Source organism: Xaviernesmea oryzae, assembly GCF_900109605.1.
GTDB lineage: Bacteria > Pseudomonadota > Alphaproteobacteria > Rhizobiales > Rhizobiaceae > Xaviernesmea > Xaviernesmea oryzae.
Genome location: NZ_FOAM01000001.1, coordinates 1 through 16253, shown reverse-complemented (window position 1 = coordinate 16253; position 16253 = coordinate 1). Strand labels below are relative to the sequence as shown.

14 protein-coding genes are annotated in these 16253 nt (G+C 64.1%); 6 read left to right on the top strand and 8 right to left on the bottom strand.

All coding sequences use genetic code 11. The annotated features are described in order from the left end of the window. Window positions 1-3 precede the first annotated feature (3 nt). The 3 genes from hisH to hisB all read right to left on the bottom strand — a co-directional run bounded on the left by hisH (window position 4) and on the right by hisB (window position 1934). Window positions 4-657, bottom strand: coding sequence for an imidazole glycerol phosphate synthase subunit HisH (gene hisH, locus BMX61_RS00065; protein ID WP_075627462.1), 654 nt, complete (start codon window positions 655-657; stop codon window positions 4-6). Beyond that, entirely contained in the window at window positions 657-1121 is a 465-nt protein-coding gene (locus BMX61_RS00060; RefSeq protein ID WP_075627463.1) for a DUF2628 domain-containing protein, read from the bottom strand. The genes hisH and BMX61_RS00060 overlap by 1 nt, the downstream gene beginning before the upstream one ends. Before the next feature lie 207 nt (window positions 1122-1328). Further along, a complete protein-coding gene (gene hisB, locus BMX61_RS00055) occupies window positions 1329-1934 on the bottom strand; it encodes an imidazoleglycerol-phosphate dehydratase HisB (protein ID WP_075627464.1) in 606 nt (201 codons plus the stop codon). Window positions 1935-2174: 240 nt separating this feature from the next. Here hisB and hslV point away from each other — a divergent pair, with 240 nt between their 5' ends. The 5 genes from hslV to BMX61_RS00030 all read left to right on the top strand — a co-directional run bounded on the left by hslV (window position 2175) and on the right by BMX61_RS00030 (window position 9289). Beyond that, window positions 2175-2735 (top strand): ATP-dependent protease subunit HslV, encoded by a 561-nt coding sequence (gene hslV, locus BMX61_RS00050; RefSeq protein WP_075627465.1) that lies wholly within the window; start codon window positions 2175-2177, stop codon window positions 2733-2735. Between the two features lie 190 nt (window positions 2736-2925). Continuing rightward, complete coding sequence (gene hslU, locus BMX61_RS00045) at window positions 2926-4233, top strand: ATP-dependent protease ATPase subunit HslU (RefSeq protein WP_075627466.1); 1308 nt, start codon at window positions 2926-2928, stop codon at window positions 4231-4233. A gap of 321 nt (window positions 4234-4554) precedes the next feature. Next, window positions 4555-5457, top strand: coding sequence for a DUF1402 family protein (locus BMX61_RS00040; protein WP_075627516.1), 903 nt, complete (start codon window positions 4555-4557; stop codon window positions 5455-5457). A 129-nt stretch (window positions 5458-5586) separates the two neighbouring features. Next, window positions 5587-7014, top strand: coding sequence for a cytochrome P450 (locus BMX61_RS00035; protein WP_075627517.1), 1428 nt, complete (start codon window positions 5587-5589; stop codon window positions 7012-7014). A 106-nt stretch (window positions 7015-7120) separates the two neighbouring features. Beyond that, window positions 7121-9289, top strand: coding sequence for a malate synthase G (locus BMX61_RS00030; protein WP_075627467.1), 2169 nt, complete (start codon window positions 7121-7123; stop codon window positions 9287-9289). 79 nt (window positions 9290-9368) lie between these two features. On the opposite strand, the gene BMX61_RS00025 is transcribed toward BMX61_RS00030, so the two are convergent. Next, window positions 9369-10058 carry a L,D-transpeptidase gene (locus BMX61_RS00025; RefSeq protein ID WP_075627468.1) on the bottom strand — a complete coding sequence of 230 codons (690 nt, stop codon included), beginning with the start codon at window positions 10056-10058 and terminating at the stop codon, window positions 9369-9371. A 177-nt stretch (window positions 10059-10235) separates the two neighbouring features. Here BMX61_RS00025 and BMX61_RS00020 point away from each other — a divergent pair, with 177 nt between their 5' ends. Then, a complete protein-coding gene (locus BMX61_RS00020) occupies window positions 10236-10769 on the top strand; it encodes an MmcB family DNA repair protein (protein WP_083639414.1) in 534 nt (177 codons plus the stop codon). A 33-nt stretch (window positions 10770-10802) separates the two neighbouring features. On the opposite strand, the gene BMX61_RS00015 is transcribed toward BMX61_RS00020, so the two are convergent. The 4 genes from BMX61_RS00015 to BMX61_RS24870 all read right to left on the bottom strand — a co-directional run. Continuing rightward, on the bottom strand, window positions 10803-11408 hold the full coding sequence (locus BMX61_RS00015; RefSeq protein WP_075627469.1) for an ActR/PrrA/RegA family redox response regulator transcription factor: 606 nt from the start codon (window positions 11406-11408) through the stop codon (window positions 10803-10805). 182 nt (window positions 11409-11590) lie between these two features. After that, window positions 11591-12880 carry an ActS/PrrB/RegB family redox-sensitive histidine kinase gene (locus tag BMX61_RS00010; RefSeq protein WP_092742202.1) on the bottom strand — a complete coding sequence of 430 codons (1290 nt, stop codon included), beginning with the start codon at window positions 12878-12880 and terminating at the stop codon, window positions 11591-11593. Between the two features lie 285 nt (window positions 12881-13165). Continuing rightward, window positions 13166-15661: an ATP-dependent helicase HrpB gene (hrpB, locus tag BMX61_RS00005; RefSeq protein WP_075627470.1), complete on the bottom strand. Its 2496-nt coding sequence runs from the start codon at window positions 15659-15661 to the stop codon at window positions 13166-13168. A gap of 352 nt (window positions 15662-16013) precedes the next feature. Further along, the coding region (locus BMX61_RS24870; RefSeq protein ID WP_210186262.1) for a hypothetical protein at window positions 16014-16253 on the bottom strand (240 nt) is incomplete at its 5' end.

Sequence of the window (16253 nt, the reverse complement as noted above, 5' to 3'; positions counted from 1 at the left end):
GGATCAGGGCTTCCAGGTCAGGAAGTTGGAGAGCAGGGCGAGGCCGAGTTTCTGGCTCTTCTCAGGATGGAACTGGGCGCCGGCCTTGTTTTCATGGGCGACGAAGGCCGTGACAGCGCCACCATAGTCCGAGGTGGCGATCACGTCGTCCGGCCGCTCGGCCGCCAGATGATAGGAATGGACGAAATAGGCATGCAGCCCGTCCGTACCTGTCTCAATGCCGGCAAAGAGCGGATGGGGGCGAGCCAGCGTCAGCGTGTTCCAGCCGATCTGCGGCACCTTGAGCGTGGCATCCTCGGGCTCCATTTTCACCACATCGCCCTTGATCCAGCCGAAGCCCTGCGTCACGCTCTTTTCCAGCCCGCGCGAGGCCATGAGCTGCATGCCGACGCAGATGCCGAGAAAGGGCTTCGCCTGTTTCTCGACGGCTTCCGCCAGCGCCTCGCGCATGCCCGGAAGACCATCGAGCCCGGCGCGACAGTCGGCATAGGCGCCGACACCCGGCAGCACGATCCGGTCGGCCGACGCCACGCGCTCGGCATCGTCCGTCAGGTCGATCTCGGCATGGTCGAGCCCGCTTTCGCGCGCGGCACGCTCGAAGGCCTTGGTGGCCGAGCGCAGATTTCCCGATCCGTAATCAATGATCGCAACCCGCATCATCGTCCTCCATAGTGATCGAACAAGGTCATGCCGGCAGCCTTGCGCGGCTGGGCTGTGAAGCCGGCCGAAAGCCGGGGCAAAGTGGCCTCACGCGGCGGCTCGACGCCGGCGAAGAAGATCTCTTCGGCCGTATCGAGATCCGGCGCTGTGATCATCGCGGCCAGTCGGTAGCCGCGTGCCTCGAGCTGCCGCGCGACGAAGGCGGCGCCCTCGAGCGCAACGAGAAGATGCAGCGCCAGACTGGCAACCGTGGCCGCCATGGCGGTGTCCTGCCAGGCCGAGGCAAACAACAGAGCGATATCGAGCACGAGCACGGCGCCGCCGGCCAGCCATTGCCGTTTTGCCATCAGCCAGAAGCCGGGAAAGACGAAGGCGAGCCGGTGAAAGCGATCGGCGATGAAACGCACGCCGGGATCATAGGACCGCCGCTCAGGCGGAATCAGGACGAGAAAGGAGACCATGCCGGGCCCTTGTTCGCTGGAGATCGAGCCGATCGGCAGAAAGGCGCGATGCTGCGGCTCTTCGATTGCATCTCTGCTGTCCGATAGGCGGTTTCAGCGCATCCGCCAAGAATATGTCATGTCTGCCAGATGCTGAACTCTGTCGTCCTGACACACGGGCAGCCGGGCCGGCGAACCGTCGGCGATCATCCCTGCCGGCACGCGCTCTCAGGCGAGCGACCCCTTGGTGGAGGGAACGCGACCGGCCTGGCGGGGGTCGATCTCGGTCGCCGTGCGCAGCACCCGCGCCACCGCCTTGAAGCAGGTTTCGGCGATATGGTGGTTGTTGGCGCCGTAGATGTTCTGGATATGCAGGGTAATGCCGGCATGCTGGGCCAGCGCCTGGAAGAATTCGCGCACCAGCTCGGTATCGAAGGTGCCGATCTTCGGCGCCGAAAAGGCGACATTCCAAACCAGGAAGGGACGGCCGGAAACATCCACCGCCGCCCGCGTCATCGTCTCGTCCATGGCAAGATCGAGCGAGGCATAGCGGGTGATCCCGCGCCGGTCGCCGAGCGCCTTGGCGATCGCCTGGCCGATGGCGATGCCGGTGTCTTCGACGGCATGATGGTCGTCGACATGAAGGTCGCCCTTGGTGTCGATGGTCATGTCGATCAGCGAATGGCGGGAAAGCTGGTCGAGCATATGATCGAAGAAGCCGACGCCGGTCTTGATCGTGGAGGCGCCCGTGCCGTCGATGTCGATCGTCACCGAAACGTCCGTCTCGTTGGTCTTGCGCGAAACGCTGGCCGTGCGGCCGCCAGTCTGCGTCATTCCGGTCTCCCTGGGTTCAGCGCTCCTTATCAGGCTGGCCGCGAAAGATAAAGCAGCCTCAAGCCCTTTGATCATGGGGCGAGGGACGCGCCGGGTTCGCACCCTTTGCAATCGCCACAGCGCCTCTTACATAGGCACAGGATCATGCGGCCTGAAGCCTTGAGCGCCAGTTTCCCTGGGCAAGTGGCGGGCCGCCTGCAAGAGCCTGTGCCGCGACCGGGCAGGCCTCAAGGATAGACGATGAGCGAACATAATCCCTATGGAACCATGCATGCGACCACCATCATCACCGTGCGCAAGGGCGGGCAGGTGGTCATGGCCGGCGACGGCCAGGTCAGCCTCGGCCAGACGGTGATGAAGGGCAATGCCCGCAAGGTCCGCCGCCTCGGAAAGGGCGAAGTGATCGCAGGCTTTGCCGGCGCCACGGCCGATGCCTTCACCCTCCTGGAGCGGCTGGAAGCCAAGCTGGAGCAATATCCCGGCCAGCTGATGCGCGCGGCCGTCGAGCTTGCCAAGGACTGGCGCACCAACAAATATCTGCGCAATCTCGAAGCGATGATGTTGGTCGCCGACAAATCGATCACGCTTGCGATCACCGGCAATGGCGACGTTCTGGAACCGGAACATGGCACCATCGCCATTGGTTCGGGCGGAAATTACGCCTATGCCGCCGCCCGCGCACTGATGGACACCGACAAGACGGCAGAAGAGATCGCGCGCCGTGCCATGGAAATCGCCGGCGATATCTGCGTCTACACCAATGGCAATATCGTCGTGGAGACCCTTGAGGCGGCTGCCTGACCGCCGACCGCGACATGCCTGCTGCAATGCCTGATCTATGTGGCTGAAGACGGGAGCGGGCCGCGACCCCCGCGCGCTTCGTCCCGCCTTCGACCTTGCTTTTTCCCGACGGCCAGCTTCCCACAGTGGCCGTCTTTCGCGCCGGGCCTTTGCCGAACAGGGAAGGCGGCCGGCACCAGAAAGAGATCCGATGACCACTTTTTCTCCCCGCGAGATCGTTTCCGAACTCGACCGCTTCATCATCGGCCAGAACGACGCCAAGCGCGCCGTGGCCATTGCGCTGCGCAACCGCTGGCGCCGCCAGCAGCTCTCCGATGAGCTGCGCGACGAGGTGATGCCCAAGAACATCCTGATGATCGGGCCGACCGGCGTCGGCAAGACCGAGATCTCGCGCCGTCTCGCCAAGCTCGCCGGCGCCCCCTTCATCAAGGTCGAAGCGACGAAATTCACCGAGGTCGGCTATGTCGGCCGCGATGTCGAGCAGATCGTGCGCGATCTGGTCGAGGTCGGCATCGGCCTGGTGCGCGAGAAGAAGCGCGCCGAGGTCAAGGCCAAGGCATATCAGAATGCCGAGGAGCGCGTGCTCGATGCGCTGGTCGGCGCGACCGCCTCGCCCGCCACGCGTGACAGCTTCCGCAAGAAGCTGCGCAATAACGAGTTGGATGACAAGGAAATCGAAGTCGAGATCGCCGATACCGCCTCGCCGGGCGGCGGCTTCGAGATCCCCGGCATGCCCGGCGCCAATATCGGCGTGCTGAACCTCTCGGAGATGTTCGGCAAGGCCATGGGCGGACGTACCAAGAAGGTCAAGACCACGGTGCGCGAAAGCTATGCCGTGCTGATCAACGACGAATCCGACAAGCTGCTCGACACCGAAGAGATCAACCGCGAGGCCGTTCGTGCCGCCGAAAATGACGGCATTGTCTTCCTGGACGAGATCGACAAGATCGCCGCGCGCGACGGTGGCATGGGTGCCGGCGTCTCGCGTGAAGGCGTACAGCGCGACCTCTTGCCGCTGGTCGAAGGCACGACGGTTGCCACCAAATATGGACCGGTGAAGACCGATCATATCCTGTTCATCGCGTCGGGCGCTTTCCATGTGTCCAAACCCTCCGATCTCTTGCCGGAGCTTCAGGGCCGCCTGCCGATCCGCGTGGAGCTGAAAGCGCTGACCAAGGAGGATTTCCGTCGCATCCTCACGGAAACGGAGGTCAGCCTGATTCGCCAGTACAAGGCGCTTCTGCAGACCGAAGGCGTGACGCTGGACTTCAACGACGATGCGCTGGATGCGCTGGCCGATGTCGCCGTGCAGCTGAACGCCAGCGTGGAAAATATCGGCGCGCGGCGGCTGCAGACGGTGATGGAGCGGGTGCTGGACGAAATCTCCTTTGCCGCGCCGGACAAATCCGGCGAGACCTTGAAGGTCGATGCCGATTATGTGCGCCGCCATGTCGGGGATCTCGCCGCCAATACGGATCTGTCGCGCTATATCCTGTAAAGGACTGATCGGCGCGGCGGCAGACGATGCCGTCGCACCTTGTCCTGACCGCACGGGCTAGCTTGTCTTAAAGCCCGTTGCTCTCGGGGGTGGAGCTTATATAAGGCAAGCCGGCTGAAGCCCTGGAGGGGCTTGATTCCGACATGTTTGCCGTGCAAGGCCCGAACCGGGCATTGTGCCGGACCCTCCGCTTGCCGGCCGCTGTCTGTTGACGAAGAAGGGAAGACTTCGCCCGTGCGCCTGCCTCGTTCCGCCGCCCTGTTTGCTGCCGCCTCGCTTGCCCTGTTCGCCTATGCCGGACCTGAGTTCAGTGGCGCCCTGATGCGGCCTGCTTTCGCCGAGGGCCTGCGCGAGGTGCCTGCCGGCAATCGCAATGCCGAGCAGCCGCCTGTCCCCGGCGCCTCCTCCAGGCGCACCAAGGCCGGCAATTCCAGCTTCGACGCGAAATACAGGAAGGTGGTGGAGCTGCTGGCCAGCGACCGGAAGCTGATCGCCAAGATCAAATCCACGGCATCCGCTTATGGCATCGCTCCGATTCACATGGTGGGCGCAATCGTCGGCGAGCACACCTACAATGTCGACGCCTATGACCGGCTTCAGTCCTATTACGTGAAGGCCGCCTCTTACGCCGGGGACAGTTTCCGCTTTGCCTATGAGGGCGAGAGCGTCGATCAGTTCGTCGACCGGCCGGAATTTGCAGCCTGCGCCTCCAAGAAAGGCTCCTACGATCTCTGGAGCTGCCGCGACGATGTCTGGAACGCCAAGTTTCGGGGCCGCACCGTCGGTGGCAAGGCCTATCCGGACAATCGTTTCAGCGCCGTGTTCTTCCAGCCCTTCTATGCCGGGCAGACTTTCGGCCTTGGCCAGATCAATCCGCTGACGGCGCTGATGCTGACCGACGACGTGGCCCGCATCTCCGGCTACCCGAAGCTGGATGAGAGCAAGGCGGGTGCGGTCTATGAGGCGATCATGGATCCGGACCAGTCGCTTGCCTATATGGCCGCCATCATCCGCCGGTCGATCCAGGCCTATCGCACGATTGCCGGCATGGATATTTCGAACAATCCTGGCCTGACGGCCACGCTCTACAATCTCGGCGATCCAGAGACCCGCGCGGCCGCGCTGGCCGCCCGCAATCGCGCCGGTACCGACCGCTGGCCGGAAGAAAACTACTATGGCTGGCTGATCAACGATCGCCTGCCCGAGCTGAACGCCCTGCTCTGACGCGCATGCGGCCCTGCCGGGATCGACGAGATCCGGCGGGGCGAGACGGGCTGCCGGCTCATCGTCCGCATGGACCCGAGGAGTGCTAAGCCCATGGATCGTCTTCCCAGACAAAATCCCGATTCCGACATGGTGCATCGAAACATCGGTGCGCTGCAGGGCGACGGCGCCTTCGAGCCACCGGCACCGGTTCCACGCGCACGGCCGCTTGGAAAACTGGAGCTGATCCGGACAGCCCTGCGCAATCCGCTCGAGCTCTGGGGCGAGGAGGCTCATCGCCTTCCCCATATCGAAACCATGTTTCTCACCCAGCGCACGCTGATCATCAACGATCCCGGCCTGATCCGCCATGTGCTGGTGGACAATGTCGCCAATTACGAGATGTCCGAGGTGCGGCGTCTCATTCTCCGGCCCATCCTGCGCGATGGCCTGCTCACGGCGGAAGGGCCCATCTGGAAGCGCTCGCGCAAGGCCGTGGCGCCGGTCTTCACGCCGCGGCACGCGCGCGGCTTCGCCCAGCAGATGCGAACCGTCAGCGAGGCCTTTGCCGCGCGCTACGAGCATGCCGCAGCAAGCGGAGGGATGGTGGAGATTGCCGGCGACATGGCCGATCTCACCTATGAGATCCTGGCCGAGACCCTGTTCTCCGGTGAAATCGCCGCCGATACCAAGGCTTTCACTGACAATGTCGAGCGGCTGTTGCACCGCATGGGCCGGGTCGATCCGCTCGATCTTCTGCTCGCCCCGCCATGGGTTCCCAGGCTGACGCGGATCGGCGGCGCGCGGCTGCTCACGAATTTTCGCGCCATCGTCGCTGAGACCATGGCGCGCCGTCGGCGGCTGATTGCCGAACAACCCGAAGCCGCGCCGCAGGACTTCCTGACGTTGCTTCTGGGGCTGGAGCGGGCCGATGGGCTTTCGGCCGACGAGATCGCCGACAATATTCTGACCTTCATCGGCGCCGGCCATGAGACCACGGCCCGCGCGCTCGCCTGGACGCTCTACCTCGTCGCCCATGCGCCGGACTGGCGGATGAAGATGGAGGGGGAGATCGACCGCGTGATCGCCGACGGCACGGATCCGGTGGATTGGCTGGAACGCATGCCGCATGTGCGCGCTGCCTTCGAGGAGGCTATGCGGCTTTATCCGCCGGCGCCCTCGATCAACCGCGCGGCGATCGAGGAGGATCGCTGGATCGCGCCTTCGGGCGAGGAGCTGGTGATCGCCAAGGGTGTGTCGGTGCTGGTCATGCCATGGACGCTGCATCGCCACGAGCTTTACTGGGAGGAACCGCGCCGCTTCCGGCCCGAGCGCTTCATGCCAGAGCAGCGCGAACGCCTGCACCGCTTCCAATATTTGCCCTTCGGCGCCGGACCGCGCATCTGCATCGGCGCCACTTTCGCGCTGCAGGAGGCGATGATCGCGCTCGGCTGCCTGATGCGCCGCTTCCGCTTCGATGTGACCCCGCAGACAAAGCCCTGGCCGGTGCAGCGGCTGACGACGCAGCCACGAGGGGGCATGCCGATGCGGGTGAGCAGGCGTTTGTCTCCCGCATGAGACAGGAGACGTGGCGAGGGCCAAGCCCAAGGATTGACAGGCCCTTGCCAATCGGGAACCTATCGCCAGATAGCTTGCTTCAGCACGCGCTATTTCAGGAGAAAAAATGAGCCGCATCGACCAGGATGGATTGCAGATCGACCGCGGGCTCCATGCCTTCCTGACAAACGAAGCGCTGCCGGGAACGGGCGTGGCGCCCGAGCGCTTCTTCGCCGCATTTGCCGAGATCGTCAGGGATCTGGCTCCGGAAAATCGGGCGCTTCTCGACAAGCGCGATGCGCTGCAGGCCCGGCTCGATGGCTGGTACCGTCAGAACGGCGCTCCCGGCGATATGGAGGCCTATCGGGCCTTCTTGAGCGAGATCGGCTATCTCCTGCCCGAAGGGCCTGACTTCGTGGTGACGACAGGCGAGGTCGATCCCGAGATCGCGACCATTGCCGGGCCGCAGCTCGTCGTGCCGGTGATGAACGCCCGCTATGCTTTGAACGCGGCCAATGCACGCTGGGGCTCGCTCTATGACGCGCTCTACGGAACCGATGCCATTCCCGAGGACGGCGGCGCCAACAAGACCGCAGGCTATAATGAAGCGCGTGGCGCCAAGGTCATTGCCTGGGTACGTGCTTTCCTGAACGACAGCGCGCCGCTGAAGGATGCGTCCTGGGAAACGGTGCGCAAGCTTTCGGTGGAAGCCGGCGCGCTCGTTATCGAGACCGAGGCAGGCCGCGCCGCGCTTGCCGATCCCGCCCAGTTCGCCGGCCATCGTGGCAGCGCCAGCGCGCCGACGCATGTTCTTTTGAAGAAAAACGGCCTGCATTTGCAGATCCTTATCGACCGCGCCAAGCCGATCGGCGCGGCGGATCCGGCCGGTATTGCCGATGTGATCCTGGAATCGGCCATCACCGCGATCATGGATTGCGAGGATTCGGTGGCTGCCGTGGATGCCGAGGACAAGACGCTGATCTATCGCAACTGGCTCGGCCTGATGCGCGGCGATCTCGCCGAGGAGGTGTCCAAGGGCGGCGAGACCTTTACCCGCCGGCTCCATCCCGATCTCTGCTTCATGGCGGCTGACGGCTCGGAACTCTGGTTGAAGGGCCGGGCCTTGATGCTGGTGCGCAATGTCGGCCACCTCATGACCAATCCGGCGATCCTCGATAGCGCAGGGCATGAGGTGCCCGAAGGGATCATGGACGCCATGATCACCGGTCTGATCGCGCTTCACGACATTGGCCCCGAAGGCCGCAAGATGAATTCCCATGCCGGCTCGGTCTATATCGTCAAGCCGAAGATGCATGGGCCGGAGGAGGTCGCCTTCGCGTCGAAGCTCTTCTCTCGCGTCGAAGCGGCCTTGGGCATGGCCGAAAACACGCTGAAAATGGGCATCATGGACGAGGAGCGCCGCACGACGGTCAACCTCAAGGAATGTATCCGCGCGGCCAGCGCCCGCGTGGTCTTTATCAATACCGGCTTCCTCGACCGCACGGGCGACGAGATCCACACTTCGATGGAAGCCGGCCCGATGATCCGCAAGGGCGATATGAAGCAGGCCGCCTGGATCGGCGCTTACGAAAACTGGAATGTCGATATCGGCCTCGCCTGCGGCCTGTCCGGCCATGCACAGATCGGCAAGGGCATGTGGGCCATGCCGGACCTGATGGCCGCCATGCTGGAGCAGAAGATCGCCCATCCCAAGGCCGGGGCAAACACCGCCTGGGTGCCGTCGCCGACGGCCGCCACGCTGCACGCCACCCATTATCACAAGGTCGATGTCGGCAAGGTGCAGGAAAGCTTGAAGACACGCCCGCGCGCCCGGCTCGACGACATCCTCTCCGTGCCCGTCGCCATCAGGCCCAACTGGACGCCGGAGGAGATCCAGCGCGAGCTCGACAACAATGCCCAGGGCATTCTCGGCTATGTCGTGCGCTGGGTCGATCAGGGCGTCGGCTGCTCCAAGGTGCCCGACATCAACAATGTCGGCCTGATGGAAGACCGCGCGACCCTCCGCATCTCCGCCCAGCACATGGCCAACTGGCTGCATCATGGCGTGGTGACGGCTGAGCAGGTGACCAAAACCATGAAGCGCATGGCCGCCGTGGTCGATGGCCAGAATGCCGGCGATCCGCTTTATCGACCGATGGCTGGGGATTTCGACGGGTCCATCGCCTTCCAGGCAGCGCTCGATCTGGTCTTCAAGGGCCGCGAGCAGCCGAACGGCTACACCGAACCTGTGCTCCACCGCCGCCGGCGGGAGCTGAAGGGAGACGCTGCCGCGTGAGACTGGCTTATGCTTGAAATCAAAAAACCCCGGAAGCGGCTGCTTCCGGGGTTTTTTGATTCACGTGAAATCGGCTGGCTTACTGCTGCACGATCACCTGCGCAGTGCGGCCAGGACGGACGCGCGAATAGAGATCGATGACGTCCTGGTTCATCATGCGGATGCAGCCCGAGGAGGCAGCGGTACCAATGGTGTTCCATTCCGGAGTGCCGTGCAGGCGGAAGAGTGTGTCCTGGCCCTGCTCGTTGAAGAGATAGAGGGCGCGGGCGCCGAGCGGGTTGCGCAGGCCGGGGCCCATGCCGTTCTCGACATACTGCGCGACGTCGGGACGGCGCACCGCCATCTCCTTCGGCGGATGCCAGGTCGGCCATTCCTGCTTCCAGGCAATGTAGGCGCGGCCTTCCCAGGCAAAGCCCTGCTTGCCGACGCCGATACCATAGCGCACGGCCTTGCCGCCGGGCAGCACGTAATAAAGGAAGCGGGTCGGCGTGTTGACGATGATGGTGCCGGGCTTCTCGTTCGTTGGATAGTCGACGATCTGGCGATGGAAGCGCTTGTCCACCTTGTTGATCGGAATAGCCGGCAGCGCATAGCCATTGTCTTCCACCGGGCCGTAGCTGTCGGAAAAGATCTCGTTAACGGCCACTGTTGCCGGCGGAGGGCTCGCATAGGCCAGAGGCGGAACCGGGCTGACAGGCGCCGTGGAGCAGCCGGCGGCCGCCAGCATTGCTGCCAGGCTGCACAGCAGAAGAGCATTGCGGGTGCGCATAGGTGTCTCTTGCAAGGATCGAGGGAGGAGTCGGATGCGAACATCCATCTGACCACGGTTATTTTCGATCACATGCCGCTTTGCAAAAGATTTGCGACCCGCTCGTGCTGCGAAGCGCGTCAATTCACCGCCACATTGTTTTTTTGCAACAAGAGGCTGTCTATGCGAAAAGACGCCATGGCGATTCTTTCTCTTCACAACGACTCTCCGCTCATCGACGGGCGGCAGTCTCGCCGCGCCATGGCCGTACGCCGCGGCGTGCAGCGGGCGCTGTTCGACATGCGCCATGCGGTGCTTCCCGAACTGACGCTTTCGAGCGGCCGACGTGCCGACCTCATCAGTCTTTCGCCGAAAGGCGAGATCTGGATCGTCGAGATCAAGACGTCGATCGAGGATTTCCGTGTCGATCGCAAATGGCCCGATTATCGGCAGCACTGCGACCGGCTGTTCTTCGCCACCCATCCCGGCGTGCCGCTGGAGATTTTTCCGGACGACTGCGGGTTGTTCCTGTCGGATGGCTACGGCGCGGAGATGATCCGCGACGCACCGGAGGAGAAACTGGCGGCGCATACCCGCAAATCGGTCTCGCTTCTCTTCGCCCGCACTGCTGCACAGCGCCTGATGCTGGCCGAATGGGCGGCAACCGACGAAAGCGTGATTTCGGCGATCACCACCGGTACCGCCGATCCGGCTGCCTATCCAGACGCTTAAGAGAACTCCCGCTTAGAGCATCGCTTCGATGCTCTAGCGTGGCGCGCGCTTTGCCAGAATGCGCTGCAGCGTGCGCCGGTGCATGTTGAGACGCCGGGCCGTTTCCGAAACATTGCGCTCGCACAGCTCATAGACACGCTGGATATGCTCCCAGCGCACCCGGTCGGCCGACATCGGATTTTCGGGCAGTTCGGCCCTGTCGCCGGCCTTCTGCAGAAGGGCTGCAACGATCTCGTCGGCATCGGCGGGCTTGGCCAGATAGTCGATCGCCCCAAGCTTCACCGCATTGACCGCCGTAGCGATATTGCCATAGCCGGTGAGCATGATGATGCGGGTATCATCGCGATGGCGGCGGATCGCCTCGATCACATCGAGCCCGTTGCCATCCGACAGCCGGAGATCGACCACCGCATATTGCGGCGGGTGGCGCGTGGCGCTGGCAATGCCCTCCGCCACGGTTTCCGCTGTGTTCACCTGAAAGCCACGGATTTCCATGGCGCGGGCCAGCCGGCGCAGAAAGGGACCGTCATCATCGACCAGCAGCAGCGAGGGATCGGGGCCGATCGCCTGGCTCTCCTCATCGGACAGCGCCGGCTGAGCGCCGTTGATACCGATGGCCTTATCGTCTTCGTCCACCATGTCCTTCACCTTAATCGTCCAGCGTCTTGTCGTCTTGCGCATCCCATCAACCGCGCTCGGCCTTTCGGCTCACCACTAAGCCGATGGCGATTGCCCGCATATGCACTTGCGCTTCGAACCTCTGTCTTCCCGGCGTTCTATCGCAAAGCGATTGCCCCGTCTTGCGTGACAGGGCTTCATCGTCAGCCGCGCGTTTCCAGCATGGCACGCGGCCAGACGATCTGCACCCGTGCGCCAGGCTGGTCCGGCCCGCCATTCTCGAACGTCAGCGTCGCGCCCGAGCGTTCCAGCAGCGTCTTGGCAATGAAGAGGCCGAGACCCAGGCCGCCGGCGCTGTCCTCGCGCTGGCGCTTGGTGACATAGGGATCGCCGATCCGGCTGAGAATATCGGGCGCAAAACCCTCGCCATCGTCCGAAATGGTCAGCGAGACCATCTCAGGCGTATGGCGCACGGTAATCACCACCTCGTCGCGGGCGAAATCCACTGCATTTTCCACGAGATTGCCGAGCCCATAGAGAATGCCGGCATTGCGATTGCCGACCGGCTCGCCCGCCCGCCCGCTTTCCTCGACCAAACGAATGCGAATGCCAAATTCGCGATGCGGTGCGATCACCTCCTCGATCATCGAGGACAGCGGCAGATGACGCATATGCGCTTCGTCCTCGGCCGACAATGTGGTGATCTGGCGCAGAATATCGCGGCAGCGCTCGCTCTGGCTGCGCAGAAGCTGCACATCCTCGCCAAAGCGCGGATCGTTGCCGAGCTCACGCACCATTTCCTTGGCGACCACGCTGATCGTGGCAAGCGGCGTGCCCAGCTCATGCGCGGCAGCGGCGGCCAGACCGTCGAGCTGGGACAGATGCTTTTCCCGCTGCAGCACCAGTTCGGTCGCCGCCAGGGCTTCGGCCAGTTCGCTGGCCTCGAGCGAGACGCGGTAGGTGTAGAAGGCGGCGAAGATGATGGTCGAGACGATTGCCACCCAGAATCCGAGGGTGAGAACCGGCGGCAGCGTCGGTGGCGTGCCGTCATACCAGGGCAGCGGAAAGGGCGAGAAGGCCAGCGCCGTCACCGCTGCAATGCCGAGCCCCGCCAGCGCAATGCTGTAGGTGCGCGGCTGTGAGGCCGAGGAGACGATCACAGGCACGCAGACGAGCAGGGTGAAGGGATTGGCGATGCCGCCGGTGATGAAAAGCAGCGCGGCCAGTTGGGCGAGATCGATGAACAGCAGCGCGAAGGCGGCGCGCGGCTGCAGCCGGTGTGCCTGCGGATAGATCAGCGGCAGCACCAGATTGGCGGTTGCCAGCAGCGCGATGAGAAGTCCCGCCGTCATCAGCGGCATGGGAAAGCGCATCCAGAAGGCCGTCACCAGCACGGCCGTCGCCTGTCCGGTCACGGCCAGCCAGCGCAGCCGCACGATCGTGGTCAGGCGCAAGGTCCGCCCGTGGTCGGGCTGGAACGGCGTCTCGGCCATCGAGCGCATGCCGGCTTTCAGCGGCGAGAGGGAAAGGGCGTCAGGTGCGGTCATGGTTTCTTTCATACGCTGCCGACGGCGTTTCTGATCACCTGAACTCTGAATCGGGCTTGGATCAAGCCTTGTCCGCCGGGGAGCGGCGTGTGGCGGGCCGGAGCCCATTGATAAGAGCGCTTTGCCCCAAGGCAACGCCCTTGGAGGTTACCACCGACATATGTCGCTAAACGCAAAGGCCAGCAGGTGGAACGATCGGGCGGGAGACAGCTTGCCGCGGTGTCCGCGCCATCAGCTGCCTCTCGGCTTGACCAGTGTCGTGGGCAGTGCGGCAGCCGGATCATCCGGCCAGGGGTGTCTCGGATAGCGCCCGCGCATCTCCGCGCGCACCTCTTTCCAGGAGCCGGCCCAAAAGCCGGGAAGGTCGCGCGTCGTCTGGATGGGGCGGTGCGCCGGCGAAAGCAGTTCAAGCAGCAAAGGCCGGCGCCCGCCACCAATGGTCGGGTGCCGTGTCAGGCCATAGAGTTCCTGAACCCGGATCGACAGCGTCGGTTCCTCTCCATCATAATGGATCGGATGGCGCTGCCCGGTCGGCGCCTCGAAATGGGTAGGCGCAAGCTCGCCGAGGCGGCGCTGGAGATCGGCAGGGATCAGCACCTGCAGCCCCTCGCTGAGAGAGCCGGGGCGGATCGAGTCCAGGCTTGTTGCTTCCCCCTGAAAGGGCACAAACCAGTCCTCCAGCCGCGCCAGCAGCGCGGCCTCGCTCATATCGGGCCAGGGTTCTCCGAGCGTGCGGAAGAGAAAGTCCAGCCGCTCGCGCAGATGCATCGCTTCCTTGGAAAAGGGCAGTTCGGCAAGACCGACATCGCGCAGGCCCTCTGCCAGAGCGGCGGCAACCGCTGGCCCCCGTGGCCTTGGCAGCGGCACTTCTTCCAGCACGGCTGCGCCGATGCGCACCACCCGCCGGGCCCGCACCGCCTTGGCCTGGCGATCGAACGCCACCTCCTCGCCCGTCGTGATCAGCTCCGGTCGATAGGCCTCGATGTCCGCACGGCTGATGGCTGCGGCCGAAAGCACGCGCTGGCCTGCCGCCTTGCCTGTGAGATCGGCGATGACAAGCATTGGCGCGCGCGCCAGCCGCTCGGTCTCGTGCAGTTCCGCACCCCGTCCGTTGGCCATGACAAAGGCTCCGATCTTGCCCCGGGCCAGCGCGATGCGATCGGGAAACGCGTCGAGAAGCAAAACGCCCGCGCCTGGTGCTTCCCCATCGCGGCGGGCGGAGGATTTGATCTGTCGCGCCATCCGCTCGGCCAGAGCCGACGCCGCTTGCGCCCGCTGGCCGCGCTCATTGCGCCAACGCGCCAGCCGCTCGTCCAGGTCGATATCGCTCCCTCCGAGACCCTGCTCCGTCAGCAGCACGGCAAGCCGGCAGGCGGCCAAGCCATAACCAGCCTCCGCAGCACCGGCCGCCATCGCCGCCAGTCTCGGTGGCAGTGCCAGCGCGCGCATTGCCCGGCCGCGCTGCGTCATCCGCCCGGTGCCGTCGAGCGCGCCGATGCGCTGCAGCAGAGCGCGCGCCTCAGCCCAATGTGCGGAAGGGGGCGGATCGAGAAAGGCGAGCGTCGTGGCGTCGTTCACGCCCCATTCGGCGAGATCCAGCACCAGCCGGGACAGATCGCTCGCCAGGATTTCCGGCGGCGTGAAGGGCGGCAGCGCCGCCGTCTGTCCCGGATGCCAAAGCCTGATCGCCACGCCGGGTTCCGTTCGCCCTGCGCGACCCGCTCGCTGATCGGCCGAGGCGCGCGACACGCGCACCGTCTCCAGCCGGGTGATGCCGGTCGAGGCTTCGAACACGGGCAGCCGCTGGAGCCCGCAATCGATGACGATGCGCACGCCGTCAATGGTGATCGAGGTCTCGGCGATCGAGGTGGCAAGAACCACCTTGCGCCGGCCATCGCGGGCCGGGCGGATGGCCGCATCCTGCTCGCTTTGCCCAAGCGCGCCATAAAGCGGCGCGATCAGGATTGCCGGATCGACACGTCCCTCGAGCCGCTCCGCCACGCGCAGAATCTCTGCCTGCCCGGGCAGAAAGGCAAGGATCGAACCCTCCAGCTTCTGCAGAGCCGAGACGATCGCGCGCGTGACCGCGTCTTCGATGCGCTCGTCAGGCCGGCGATCCTGATGGATGATCTCGACCGGGAAGCTGCGGCCATGGCTCTCGATCACGGGCGGATGATCCAGCAGCGCCGCCACGCCGGCCACATCCAGAGTCGCCGACATCACGAGAATGCGCAGATCCGGCCGCAGTGCCGCCCGGCAGTCGAGCGCCAGGGCAAGACCGAGATCGGCGTCGAGCGACCGTTCGTGAAATTCGTCGAAGAGAACGGCGGCCACGCCCTTGAGCTCTGGATCGTCCAGGATCATCCGGGCAAAAACGCCTTCCGTTACCACCTCGATTCGAGTCTCCGCCGAGATACGGCTGTCGAGCCGCATGCGCGTGCCGATCGTGGCTCCCACGGTCTCCCCCAGCAGAGACGCCATCCGCGCCGCCGCCGCCCGCGCAGCCAGCCGGCGTGGTTCGAGCAGAAGAATGCGCCCCTCGTCGCCACGCCACGGCGCGTCAAGCAGGGTCAGCGGCACCAATGTGGTCTTCCCGGCGCCAGGGGGAGCGCTGAGAACGGCAAGCCCCGTCTCAGCCAAGGCAGCCGCCACATCTGGAAGAACAGCCGAAACGGGAAGCTCCGGCAAATTCCGAAGCGCCAGGCTCCATTCCTGATGTCCCGCCATTCATCATGTCCCTTATGCTCATTGCGCTCGCCCGCACAGGCCTCGCTCTCCCGGTCATGGGAGAACTTGAAACCAAGCCAGCCGTCAACCGCCTTCCATTTATGACATACCGGCAGGGTGGGGCGCGGACAGAGCATATCCTCGACTAGGTTCGAACGCTGCGTCGTGTTCGGTCCCACTGAGTGTCCTTCCTCCACATTTTCTCCAATTTTTCTCCTTGCTGCTCCCATTTGTGCGCCTGTTTGGCGTCTGCTTTGGGGTGTTTGCGGGGAGGCTTGGTTGGGTACGGGCCTGTGTGCGCCATTTTTCCTGCTGCCATTTCAGCGGGTTACGCTCATCCGTCATGTTTCCTTCATTTTGAGGATTGACGTTTTTGGGTGTGTGGCCGTATAAGGCGCTCATCGAACGAGGGGTTGCGGCGCTTCTGGCGCTGGTTTTCTTCGTTTTTGTGTTTGGCCGGTTTTTTGGCTGAATGTTTTCCGACAGGATCTGCCGGATGGCGGCGTTTCTGCCTTGTTGGCCCTTGTGGCTGGTGGGGTTGATTTGGTGTCGTTTTGGGTTGGTTTTGTGTGGGTTTGAGGGCTGCTTTGCT

Excerpts from the sequence above, each read along its gene's own strand:
- hisH (WP_075627462.1), bottom strand. The coding sequence starts at position 657 with ATGCGGGTTGCGATCATTGATTACGGATCGGGAAATCTGCGCTCGGCC.
- BMX61_RS00060 (WP_075627463.1), bottom strand. The coding sequence starts at position 1,121 with ATGGTCTCCTTTCTCGTCCTGATTCCGCCTGAGCGGCGGTCCTATGAT.
- hisB (WP_075627464.1), bottom strand. The coding sequence starts at position 1,934 with ATGACGCAGACTGGCGGCCGCACGGCCAGCGTTTCGCGCAAGACCAAC.
- hslV (WP_075627465.1), top strand. The coding sequence starts at position 2,175 with ATGAGCGAACATAATCCCTATGGAACCATGCATGCGACCACCATCATC.
- hslU (WP_075627466.1), top strand. The coding sequence starts at position 2,926 with ATGACCACTTTTTCTCCCCGCGAGATCGTTTCCGAACTCGACCGCTTC.
- BMX61_RS00040 (WP_075627516.1), top strand. The coding sequence starts at position 4,555 with ATGCGGCCTGCTTTCGCCGAGGGCCTGCGCGAGGTGCCTGCCGGCAAT.
- BMX61_RS00035 (WP_075627517.1), top strand. The coding sequence starts at position 5,587 with ATGGTGCATCGAAACATCGGTGCGCTGCAGGGCGACGGCGCCTTCGAG.
- BMX61_RS00030 (WP_075627467.1), top strand. The coding sequence starts at position 7,121 with ATGAGCCGCATCGACCAGGATGGATTGCAGATCGACCGCGGGCTCCAT.
- BMX61_RS00025 (WP_075627468.1), bottom strand. The coding sequence starts at position 10,058 with ATGCGCACCCGCAATGCTCTTCTGCTGTGCAGCCTGGCAGCAATGCTG.
- BMX61_RS00020 (WP_083639414.1), top strand. The coding sequence starts at position 10,236 with ATGGCGATTCTTTCTCTTCACAACGACTCTCCGCTCATCGACGGGCGG.
- BMX61_RS00015 (WP_075627469.1), bottom strand. The coding sequence starts at position 11,408 with ATGGTGGACGAAGACGATAAGGCCATCGGTATCAACGGCGCTCAGCCG.
- BMX61_RS00010 (WP_092742202.1), bottom strand. The coding sequence starts at position 12,880 with ATGGCCGAGACGCCGTTCCAGCCCGACCACGGGCGGACCTTGCGCCTG.
- hrpB (WP_075627470.1), bottom strand. The coding sequence starts at position 15,661 with ATGGCGGGACATCAGGAATGGAGCCTGGCGCTTCGGAATTTGCCGGAG.